At 44.1% G+C, this 11,290-nt stretch carries 9 protein-coding genes and 1 pseudogene; 4 read left to right on the plus strand and 6 right to left on the minus strand.

From position 1 onward, the window contains the following. Positions 1–180 precede the first annotated feature (180 nt). Positions 181–300, minus strand: a pseudogene (locus PX482_RS27740) (restriction endonuclease); the annotation flags it as partial. A 424-nt stretch (positions 301–724) separates the two neighbouring features. On the opposite strand from PX482_RS27740, the gene ftsH2 reads away from it, so the two are divergent. Continuing rightward, positions 725–2,611, plus strand: coding sequence for an ATP-dependent zinc metalloprotease FtsH2 (gene ftsH2 / locus PX482_RS12710; RefSeq protein ID WP_002759067.1), 1,887 nt, complete (start codon positions 725–727; stop codon positions 2,609–2,611). Positions 2,612–3,041: 430 nt separating this feature from the next. Here the strand turns inward: ftsH2 and PX482_RS12715 are convergent, their stop codons facing one another. Together PX482_RS12715 and holB are read right to left on the minus strand one after the other, a co-directional pair. After that, complete coding sequence (locus PX482_RS12715; protein ID WP_002759065.1) at positions 3,042–3,260, minus strand: hypothetical protein; 219 nt, start codon at positions 3,258–3,260, stop codon at positions 3,042–3,044. A gap of 37 nt (positions 3,261–3,297) precedes the next feature. Then, positions 3,298–4,263, minus strand: a complete 966-nt coding sequence (holB, locus tag PX482_RS12720) for a DNA polymerase III subunit delta' (RefSeq protein WP_002759064.1) — start codon at positions 4,261–4,263, stop codon at positions 3,298–3,300. A gap of 12 nt (positions 4,264–4,275) precedes the next feature. Here holB and PX482_RS12725 point away from each other — a divergent pair, with 12 nt between their 5' ends. Then, on the plus strand, positions 4,276–4,617 hold the full coding sequence (locus tag PX482_RS12725) for a hypothetical protein (protein WP_002759063.1): 342 nt from the start codon (positions 4,276–4,278) through the stop codon (positions 4,615–4,617). 496 nt (positions 4,618–5,113) lie between these two features. Here PX482_RS12725 and PX482_RS12730 read toward each other — a convergent pair whose 3' ends face one another. The 3 genes from PX482_RS12730 to PX482_RS12740 form a co-directional block, all read right to left on the minus strand. Continuing rightward, a complete protein-coding gene (locus tag PX482_RS12730; RefSeq protein ID WP_288027652.1) occupies positions 5,114–6,286 on the minus strand; it encodes a putative hexosyltransferase in 1,173 nt (390 codons plus the stop codon). A gap of 376 nt (positions 6,287–6,662) precedes the next feature. Continuing rightward, on the minus strand, positions 6,663–8,993 hold the full coding sequence (locus PX482_RS12735; RefSeq protein WP_288122514.1) for a heavy metal translocating P-type ATPase: 2,331 nt from the start codon (positions 8,991–8,993) through the stop codon (positions 6,663–6,665). A gap of 443 nt (positions 8,994–9,436) precedes the next feature. Beyond that, on the minus strand, positions 9,437–9,988 hold the full coding sequence (locus PX482_RS12740; protein ID WP_002759060.1) for an REP-associated tyrosine transposase: 552 nt from the start codon (positions 9,986–9,988) through the stop codon (positions 9,437–9,439). Positions 9,989–10,373: 385 nt separating this feature from the next. Here PX482_RS12740 and PX482_RS12745 point away from each other — a divergent pair, with 385 nt between their 5' ends. Together PX482_RS12745 and PX482_RS12750 are read left to right on the plus strand one after the other, a co-directional pair. Continuing rightward, positions 10,374–10,649: a hypothetical protein gene (locus PX482_RS12745; protein WP_002733756.1), complete on the plus strand. Its 276-nt coding sequence runs from the start codon at positions 10,374–10,376 to the stop codon at positions 10,647–10,649. Beyond that, a complete protein-coding gene (locus PX482_RS12750) occupies positions 10,646–11,017 on the plus strand; it encodes a hypothetical protein (RefSeq protein ID WP_002759059.1) in 372 nt (123 codons plus the stop codon). Before PX482_RS12745 ends, PX482_RS12750 begins: the two co-directional genes overlap by 4 nt. Positions 11,018–11,290 lie beyond the last annotated feature (273 nt).

An 11,290-nucleotide genomic window follows, 5' to 3' on the forward strand; every position in this document is an offset into this window, starting at 1 on the left:
AAATCCTTATCTGGCAAGAGACTTAATTGATTAGTTCGCTCTAGATAAAAAACAATTGACAAAAATCGCTAAATGCCTTTCTATATAAGGGTTCCATCCCTTATAATCCCCGTCCATTGCATAACACAAACCGAAGAGCCGGATTTTAGAGATGATTTTCGTATCAATAGATATAGTATATACTTTTTTATGTATATCGATAAAACCCTTAATAATCCATTCACCTTCATTAGTTGACACAGTTTGAGCAAAGGAAGAAGTTTGATGTTGTAAAAGTTGCAAAAAATGTTCTGGAGTCATAAATCTCTCAGATAATCAGTGGCTTTTGATAAGCTGTTCAGTCTCTAAATTTCCGAGCAGATCGAGAAAAGGCAAGGGTTTCAACACCGTTCACCCACGATTTAAATTGCGAACAGCTTATACACTGTGTAGTTTACACGCTCTAGAGTAAAGAATAGTAAAAACTTCTACTGTTAAATCTTGACCATCGAGATAGTCCTTCTCTAATCCAGCTTATCCCAGAAACCATGAGACTCTTGCTAGAACAAATGAACTAAAAAAAATCTCTCGTCACCATTCTTGTCAGAATTATGAGAATTACGTTACATTTAGTTAAGATTTAATTGGCTGCGGGGATTAATCTCAAAAAAATAACGTAAAATCCTTGACAAAAACAGCTAAATGAGTTAAGCAAAAATCTTTATCCTAGAACCACTAAACAAACATGAAACTATCCTGGAAAACGATTTTACTGTGGACATTGCCCGCCCTTGTGGTCGGTTTTTTCCTCTGGCAAGGCACTTTTGCCACGGCCACCAGTAATATCGGCAATAACACCGCCACTACCCGCATGACCTACGGACGCTTTCTAGAATACCTAGACAGTGGTAGGGTTGTTAGCGTCGATCTCTACGAAGGGGGCAGAACCGCGATCGTACAGGCCCTAGATCCGGAACTAGAAAACCGAGTACAACGCCTACGGGTCGATTTACCGGCCAATTCCCCCGATTTAATCGCCCGTTTACGGGATTCTAAAATTAGTTTCGATGCACACCCGATGCGGAATGACGGCGCTTGGTGGGGATTCCTCGGTAATCTACTTTTCCCCTTTTTGCTGATTGCCGCTCTCTTTTTCCTGTTCCGCCGTTCTAATAATATGCCAGGCGGCCCCGGTCAAGCGATGAGTTTTGGCAAATCAAAAGCTCGTTTCCAGATGGAAGCAAAAACCGGCATCACCTTTGATGATGTGGCAGGAATTGACGAAGCGAAGGAAGAATTACAGGAAGTCGTCACTTTCCTCAAACAACCGGAGAAATTTACCGCCGTTGGTGCCAAAATCCCCAAAGGAGTCCTTTTAGTTGGTCCTCCTGGTACGGGTAAAACCCTGTTAGCCAAAGCGATCGCCGGTGAAGCGGGTGTACCTTTCTTCAGCATTTCTGGTTCGGAATTTGTGGAAATGTTTGTCGGTGTCGGTGCTTCTCGCGTGCGCGATTTGTTCAAAAAGGCCAAGGAAAATGCTCCCTGTTTAATATTTATCGATGAAATTGACGCGGTAGGTCGTCAACGGGGTGCCGGTATCGGTGGCGGTAACGATGAACGGGAACAAACCCTGAACCAATTATTGACAGAAATGGACGGTTTCGAGGGGAATACGGGAATTATCATCATTGCCGCCACTAACCGCCCCGATGTTCTCGATTCCGCTCTCATGCGTCCGGGCCGTTTTGATCGCCAAGTAACCGTGGATGCACCCGATTTTAAAGGTCGTTTAGAGATTTTAGACGTTCACGCCCGCAATAAAAAGCTGGCCAACGACGTTTCCATCGAAGCGATCGCCCGTCGCACTCCAGGGTTTAGTGGAGCAGATTTAGCCAATTTACTGAACGAAGCGGCAATTTTAACCGCCCGTCGTCGCAAAGAAGCCATTACCCTCCTAGAGATAGATGACGCGGTAGATCGCGTTATCGCCGGTATGGAAGGTACTCCTTTAGTCGATAGCAAGAGCAAGCGCTTAATCGCTTACCATGAAGTGGGTCATGCGATCGTGGGTACGCTCTTAAAAGATCACGATCCCGTCCAGAAAGTGACTCTGATTCCCCGGGGACAGGCCCAGGGTTTAACTTGGTTCACTCCCAACGAAGAACAGGGTTTAACCACGAAAGCTCAGTTAATGGCCCGGATTTCCGGTGCTTTAGGTGGTCGGGCGGCCGAGGAAGAAATCTTCGGCTATGATGAGGTGACTACCGGTGCCGGTGGCGATTTACAGCAAGTCTCTGATATGGCGCGTCAGATGGTGACTCGTTTCGGGATGAGCGATTTGGGTCCTTTGTCCCTAGAAAGTCAAGGGGGTGAAGTGTTCCTCGGTGGCGGTTTGATGACTCGTTCCGAGTATTCTGAGAAGGTCGCTACTCGCATCGATGATCAGGTGCGATCGATCGTGGAACACTGCCATGAAATTTCTCGGCAAATTGTCCGCGATCATCGCGAAGTGATCGATCGAGTGGTGGACCTGCTGATCGAAAAAGAAACGATCAATGGGGAAGAATTCCGGCAGATTGTGGCTGAATACGCCTACGTTCCCGAAAAAGAACAGTTTGTACCACAGTTATAGGTTGATTTCAATCTATAGGCGATCGGGTGGGTTAAAGCTCACCCGATTTTTTTATCCCAGTTAGGGTTTGCTGAATAAATGTGAAATGTAGGCAAGGTAAGAGTTTTGTGGCTTTTTTCGCGAAACAGGTGCAAGATTTTGAGAGAATCGTCGTTCAAAACCTTGCGTCTTCATCGGCCCGCGTCCTGTAGGGGCGAAGCATTCGGACAATCACCTATCGGTGAAACCGTAGATTTTCTAACCGAATGCTTCGCCCGTACTTTTTGCCGCAAACCCTAGTTAAGGGTTCAAAAGCGGCAAAAATAAGGATTAAATTGCCTAAAATCTGTAAATAGACAATTTAATTGATTATCATTCATTCTTAATTCTCCTGACGACCGACTACTGGCTACTGACTCCTAACCCTAACAACAATTTTTGATTTTTACAATTAGTCGTCATCATCATCGTCATCGTCTTTTTTATCCCGTTGATTATTGCCGTCTTTTTGCTGCTTTTCCCCGTCTTTATCGCTATCTTCGTCTTTTTGCGGGGATTCCACCGTGGTAGGGACGTTTTTCGGTTCTTCGGCTTCTTTTCCTCCCTGACAAGCACCTAAAACCGTAGTCAAGGTTAACAGAATCAGCAAAACTAAGGATTTCATTTTCATGGTCTTTCTCCCCACTCGATCGATAAATATAACAATTTTAAGACTTTTGGGCGGTGGATAGTTTGGCCAATGCCAAGAAAGTGCATTCCCAGACTAAACGGGGTTGAACGTAGGCTAACAGCTGCCGGCGGGTTTTTTCCAAGATTTCTAAAATCGATCGCTCTCGTCGTCGTTGCCAATCCTCATACTGAAGATAACTCACATACCATAATTGGGTTTCCGTGTCAAGAGTTTGAGCAATAATTTTGGCTAATTCCAGTGCTTGGGAGAGTTTTAGGGGAAATTTGCTCAAAGATCGCGGTAAATCTTGGGGGAGACTATCGAGAAACTCTAAAGCGGCGATCGCTTCTCCGGGGCTACCTTGGGCTAAACCGAGAATTGCCGGATAATTGAGAACGCGAGCTTGTCCGTTAGAGCGGAGGACTTGAGCGAGATTTTCTTCCGAAAGACGCTGAAAAGGGATATGTTGACAGCGAGAAACGAGAGTGGGTAGTAAAGAGGAGGGACTGGGAGCAATCAGGATTAAAGTGGCTTTTCCCGGTTCCTCAAGCGTTTTTAAGAGGGCATTTGCCGCCGATTCCGTCATGGTGTCTGCTTGCTCGATCACTACCACAGAGCGGGACGATTCCAGGGGAGGACGACTTAAAAAGTTAGTAATCTCGCGAATTTGTTCGATGCGGATTTGCGGGGGGGCTTTACGCTTGAGATTGCTTTCCTGTGCTTCTTTTGCGGTGAGCAGTTTGCCTTGGTGTTGATAAGTGGGTTCAATCCAGAGTAAATCAGGATGATTGCCTCCCAGAAAGCGTTTCAGGATTAATTCCCTTGTTTCTGGCGATCGATCTCTAGTTAACAAGTCTTGACAGAAACATTTTGCTGCTAGATTGCGTCCAATCCCCTTAGCGCCGGCGAATAAGTAAGCGGGAGCGATCGAATTGATTTCAAGCGCTCTTTGTAGTAGTTCAATGGCCTGATTTTGACCGATTAACCTTGACCAATTTATCATCTTTTCCCTGCCATGGCTCGCTATTGCTGTTCCTATTTTGTCGGGATTTCTCCTCATCAGACCGGGTTTTTATACGATGATATATTAAGTTTGGGTGAATTTGAAATCATCAAGCGCCGGACCGATGTCTTGCTTTTATCGGAGGTTCCTAACGATGCTCTCTTTCCCCAGTTAGTGAAAGTGGAATTATTTATTCATCCTCCCACTAGCTCGGAACTTCAGATTGATTTATTGGTAAAAAATCATGAATTGCCCCTGAGAACTAATAATCGTTGTCGGCAATTTTTCCAATCTATTCACCAGATTATTACCAACAATTATCAAGGTCAATCCCTGACCAGAATTACCGCTTAACCCGATTTGTTCCTGTCTCCGTCAACTGACAAAGACAGGGACAAAATACCATCTTATAGCAGTTATCTTAATGGTGAGGTGGGAAGTCTCTAGTTTTTGGGAACGCCAGAACAGTAGCTGGTCATCCAGAGATGATACCAAATTGGGTGCATCTCAATTTGGTCGAAATATCTATATTAGAGCGTTTCTCCTAAAGATGAAGTGTAACCCAATTTAGTATAATGTTTATTCACTTTTCCTGGTAACGCTGGCCATCACCCACGCCAGATAACTTCTGCATCATAGCGATCCAGTTTCGACGGTCGGTGTGCATGGGCTTTGTTAGACTAAGAGCCCACAATCTCAGGAATTGGGCTCTCCCAGGTTTGGTGGGTAAAATGTATTCTAAGATACATTCCTCCTAGCGAGGGAGTGGAAGGAACCACAGAGACACAGAGGACACAAAGATCGATCGATCTAGGTCTATGTCCTCTGGCAATAACAGAAAGGAAAATTGTTAGAGTAATTTCTGTTGTTCAGCTTCCTGAAGAGTTTGATGTAGATGATAAAGAGTAATTAATATTGTCAATCCTAAAATGAGAGACAAGATTGGCAAAGAAACTATCTCCACTCCTACACCATGTTGACGCATTAGATAAGGAAAATAACTGAAGAGAGATACAAGATTAATAATAATTGGCACGAAAAAATAACGGGGGTAATAAAAACCAAAAATAATGGAAATAACATCGGCAGCAAAAAAGTATCTTTCGTGCATCTTCGGCAGTACATAAGGGACAACCAAGACTGAGATAAGAGCCAGTTGAATCATTACTGGTGTAGTAATTTTAAGGTGACTTTTGTAAATTATGTAAACGAGGTACACAATAACAGTTACTGTCAGCAATGATCCCAGGGGAACAACCCTTGAATAAAATTGATTGGAAATCCATAGATATAGATTAGGAGCATTTAATGTCAGATATTTAAATGTTCCGGCTTGATTGAGATAAATTGACAATAAACTGTTTATTGATCTGCCTGCCATCCAACTTGGAACTAGAGAGATAAAATATACTAAGGGAACAATTAATAATGAAGACCAAGAGATATATTTTTTGACACCAAGCATGATTAAAAAAGGCGCAAAAAACATTGCTTGTTGCTTAAAAGAAACAGCGATACCAAAACATATTAATCCTAATATATTTCGCTCAATAGCTAGATAATAGAGACAGGCAACTAACCAAGATGTATAAAGCATATCTGTCTGTCCCCAGTAAGAACTATTCAAAAAAACTGTAGGGGAAAACAAGACAATAATAGCAGCAATAATTGGTAATTTGCCTCTAGAATATTTGAGGCGAACTAGCTTATAAACAAAAAAAGCACAGAGAAAATCAAAAGGGATTGTAATCAGCTTGATAGCAAGAATTTTAGGCAAACTAGAATAAATATAAGAAGCAATAACCATTAAATACAAGTAAGGAGGATTGTAGTTAGCAAAATCATATTTAAAAGCACTAAATCCTCCGTTCTGGACGATAAAATCATACCACTTACTGTAATATTTCATATCCGAGGTTGAGTTTTGCCAGCGACTCAGCCGTAGTAAAAAGGCAAGAATTACACTAATTATCACAATGGTTTGATTTTCAAATCTGCGCCAGAAACTTTGTAGTAAATTCATGAAAAATAACCTAATTAAACATCAAATATTAAGTGTAAGTAGCTGGTTGTAATTAAATATGAAACTTGGGATGGGCATCTTGGGCTCTTCTCGACTTTGTGTGATAATTTTTGCTTATGGAATCGTGAAATGCTTACTGGGCAAGACTTTTAGGACTATTTTGCGGAAGAAACTATCAGTATAGACCTCGTTTCCACACAGAAACCAGAAGAGCCCATCTTGCCCGTCCACAGGAACTAGAAGCCTCTTCCACTGTCTAACAACTGTAACTGTTCAGGGGGGGGTGTCAAGCAGCCAGTGGTATTGACCCTGTGGAAGGACTCTCCTGGAGCAGCAGAGAGGGAGAATTATACTAAATCCAGTTATTAAAAACTGATTATCTATTCTCTTCCTGCGTCGATGTGAGCGGGGGAAATTGACGACGTAAAAGCAAGGAATTACTCACTACCATAACCGAACTAAAAGCCATCAAAGCTGCTGCTAGGGCCGGACTGAAAGCTAGACCCCAACGGGGCAGTAATAAACCACCGGCAATGGGAATAGCAAAGGTATTATAACCCAAAGCCCAAAAAAGATTTTGTCGGATTTTTTGCCATGTAGCCAGACTTAAATGCAGAGATTGTACCACATCCTCTAGGCGATCGCTAATTAAAACGATCCCAGCCGTTTCCATGGCCACTTCCGTGCCACCGGCCAGAGCAATACCGATGTTAGCCTGTCCTAGTGCAGGAGCGTCATTGATACCATCCCCGACCATAGCCACGATTTTGCCCTCTTTTGTCTGTAGGTCGGCAATTAAGGCCGATTTTTCGGTGGGAGCAACTTGGGCATAAAATTGGCTAATACCCAAACTATTAGCGATCGCTGTCACCACTTCTTGGCGATCACCACTGAGTAAAATCACCTCTAAACCGAGTTTTTGCAACTGATTAACGGTTGTTTGAGCATCGGGACGTAATCGATCCTGAAAAGCGATCGCGCCGAGTAATTGTTCTTCCATCCCCAGATAAATCACCGTTTTACCCGCTTGTAAAAGCTCTTGAATGCCCAGGATAGTTTCATCGATTTTAATGCCGTTCTGTGCCAACCATTGCCGATTTCCCAGAACAATTTTTGACCCCTGCACCCTTGCAGAAACTCCCAATCCGGCCACAGTTTGAAAATCTTCCCCCGTCAGGTTAGTAGGGGGAGTAACCGCGTCTAAAATCGCCTGAGCGAGGGGATGATTAGTACCACTCTCCACTACTGCCGCTAATTGTTGAATTTCCAGGGAATTAAGGATAGAAAAACTCAAACAATCGGTAATTTCTGGATGACCTTGGCTAAGGGTTCCCGTTTTGTCAAAAACCACCGTTTGCAGTTGCGAGACGGTTTCCAAAACATCGCCCCCTTTAATTAAAATACCCCGTTCGGCTGCTAAACTGGTTCCCACCAGTAGGGCCGTCGGTGTGGCTAAACCGAGAGCGCAGGGACAAGCGACCACAAGCACAGAAATCGCTAATTTTAGGGACAAAAGTAGGGGAGAAGTGGGTTGAATCATCTCGTGGTGTCCTGTGGTTGACCCTAACACCTCTGGAAACAGCCTAGTTCCCCAAAAATACCAAAAGAGCAGCACAATTAGGGCAATTATCATGACTCCGTAGGCAAAATAACCCGCTACCCGGTCCGCTATCTTCTGTACTGGGGCCTTGCGAGTTTGGGCTGATTCCACGGCTGCGATAATCTTAGCTAGGGTGGTATCAGTCCCCACCTGACGAGTTTGCACCGCAATCGCACCAGAGAGATTGAAACTGCCAGCAATGACTAGATCTCCCATTTCCTTGACCACCGGCAGCGATTCCCCCGTTAATAAAGCTTCATCTACCGTGGTTCTTCCCTGAATAATCTCCCCATCCACGGGAATTTTTTCTCCGGGTAAGACGCGCACCCATTCCCCGACGCGCAGCTGTTCCACGGGAATGGCCACGCCCACACGGTCATCTGTACTACCAATCAGGTGAGCCACTGCCGGTTGTAGGGAGGTAAGCGCTTCTAAGTCTGCGGCTGCGCGATGACGGGAATGCGCTTCTAGAGTCCGTCCGAGGAGAATAAACCCTAACAGCATGACTGGTTCATCGAAAAAGCACTCTAGACCGAGATTAGGGAAGATAAGAGCCAAACAACTGGCTATATAGGCGCTACCTGTGCCTAAACTAACGAGAGTGTTCATATTTGGCATACCGTGCCGTAATCCGCGCCAACCATCGATGAAAATATCGCGGCCGGGGAATAAAATGGCTAGGGTGGCTAAAGTCCAGTGAAAAGCAATACTTTGAAGGATGGGGATTTCTGGTCCCCCGATGTGGTGTAAGTGACCAATCAGGGAAAAAACCAGTAAACAACAAGCGATCGCTAATCGGTATAATTGTTGTTGCTGTTCTTTTTGTTGGTTTTGCAGCCGTTGATTTTGTTGAGAAAGGGGAGTCGATGAGCTGCGCGGTTGGGTGGGGAATCCAATCGCGGTTAATTTTGCGGCTAACTGCTCTGGTGCGATCGCATCCGGTTGGTATTCAATCACGGCAATTTCCGTGATTAGGTTAACTTGGGCCGATTTTACCCCTTGATTTTGGCTGAGTTGTCGTTCTACGGCACTAACACAGCCGGCGCATTTCATGCCTTTTACGTCTAGAGTAGCGGTTTTTAGTCCAGTTTCGGCGGCTAGGATCATAGAAAAAGTAGGCAAGGATGGTCTTTACTTCTATCCTAGAAATTCTCGACGGATTTTTAAACTATTTTGGCCTGTAGGGTTACAGATAGATGAAATTTCATTACAGATAGCTGAAATTTCAGGTAGCCGATCTTGTAGGGTGCGTTAATGAAATGTAACGCACCTTATCTAATGTTCAAAATTCCTGCGTTACGCTGACGCTAACACACCCTACTGGACTGTTTCAGTGCGATCTTGTAGGGTGGGTTAATGAAATGTAACGCACCTTATCTAATGTTCAAAATTCCTGCGTTACGCTGACGCTAACACACCCTACTGGACTGTTTGAGCTAATTTGGTGTATTAGAAAAATGCTATAAATTCTATAATCTAAGACTTTAAGCCGAAATCTATCGCCCTATTTTAGCTGAAACAATCCACTACATTTGATACATTTATATTGCTTAATCATCCCAAAAACCTTCAGGCTTGGCTATACGTTCACCACTACCCCAATCCTGGGGATAAATTCCTTGAGCGATAAACCGATGGATACTGGAATATTGCCAATCTTGAGGATTTTCACAGAAACCATGCCGCACTGGATTGTCATGAATATAATCGCAATGTGTTGCAAAATCTTGTTCATCTCGGATTAAATGCTCCCAAAATCGGCGTTGCCAAAGATTCCCTTCTCCTCGTTTTTGCCGCGATCGAGAAACTTCACGATTAACCCCCAATGCCTGCCCATAATGCTTTGTGACATAAGTTTTGATTAATCGTAACCTTACCGAAAAATCTTGATCATCATCTGGTAACGTCCATAAACAATGAAAATGATCAGGTAATAGAACAAAAGCATCAATCACAAAAGGATATTTCACCCTAACCTTTTCGATTCCTTGCCTAAGCGCTTTTCTAGCCACATCACAACAAAGCCAAGGCTCTCTCTGATAAGTGACTTGAGTAATAAAGAAAGTCCCTCCAAATACATGAGGTCTTCGATAATTAGACATTTGGATCGTAGAGTGTATTAATGAAATGTACAACTTGAATGATAATCAACAAATTCGTGCGTTAGGCTAACGCTAACACACCCTACATCATATCGATCTTGAAGATTAAGTGCGATGCCGCTCTTGTAGCCGATCTCGTAGTAACGCACCTTATCTAATGTTCAAAATTCGTGCGTTACGCTGACGCTAACACACCCTACTGGACTGTTTCAGCCGTAGGGTGCGTTCCCTAATGCAGGATTTTGGGGAACGCACCCTGCACATTGATTGAAGCTGTGAGGTTAGGTGCGGTGCTGCTCTTGTGGGCCCAGTTGAGGAATGTTAGCGAAGATTCCCAATGTTTAGGTTAAAATAGGGGGGCAAAAGTTGCCACAGGGTCGCTTCAATGACAGTTCGACAACCCCGCTACAGCAAAGAAGAATTTGCCCGACGTGGACACGAAGTCTATGAGTCTCAGGTACGCTCCCAAATCGAGGAAGGGAATCATGGGAAGATTGTAGCAATAGACATCGAAACAGGGGCTTTTGAAGTGGCTGACGACAGCCTAACAGCTGCTAAACAACTGTTAATACGTTTTCCTGATGCACAAATATTTGGTATTCGCATTGGACATCGTGCCGTCCATCGTTTTGGCTTTCGTTCCCCCAGTGTGTCGCCATGATGATGGGGAGCGTCAATTCGCGCCGAGAAGCAATTATTCAATTCGTAGTGCTAGGCGAAAATCACCAGAGGCAAGCGATTAAAGCAGTTATTGACACTGGTTACACTGGATTTCTCACGTTGCCTTCCGCTATCATTACAACACTAGGATTAACGTGGTATATGCAAGAAGAGGGAATCTTGGGCGATGGAAGCCTCTGTATGTTTAACGTATTTGAGGCAACTGTGATCTGGGATGGTCAGATCAAATCTATTGAAATCAATGAGTCAGAGACAGATACATTAGTTGGTATGGGTTTACTTGATGGCTATGAGTTGAATATTCAGGGTTTTGCTGGGGGATTAGTGACAATTAAACCTTTGTCATAGTCTCTAGTTAGGGTTTGCTGAAAAAGTTTTTCGTGGGGACAGGGTGTGGGGTGTGGGGTGTGGGGTGTGGGTTTTTACCCATTTTCACCCACATTCCGCACCCTCAACTGTCACATAAGCTGTCCCCCTCCAGAGACTTGAGTAAAAATACTTAGCTGGTGAAGGTTTTCTCGGTGGCCGCTAGGGCGGTCTTGAGACCCCTAATTATGCAAAAATAGGAAGTGTTGGGAAACTGAGGCCAGTGGACTATTCGACCAGGAATCAATCAACAGA

Source organism: Microcystis sp. M53602_WE12 (assembly GCF_030065455.1).
Lineage (GTDB): Bacteria > Cyanobacteriota > Cyanobacteriia > Cyanobacteriales > Microcystaceae > Microcystis > Microcystis aeruginosa.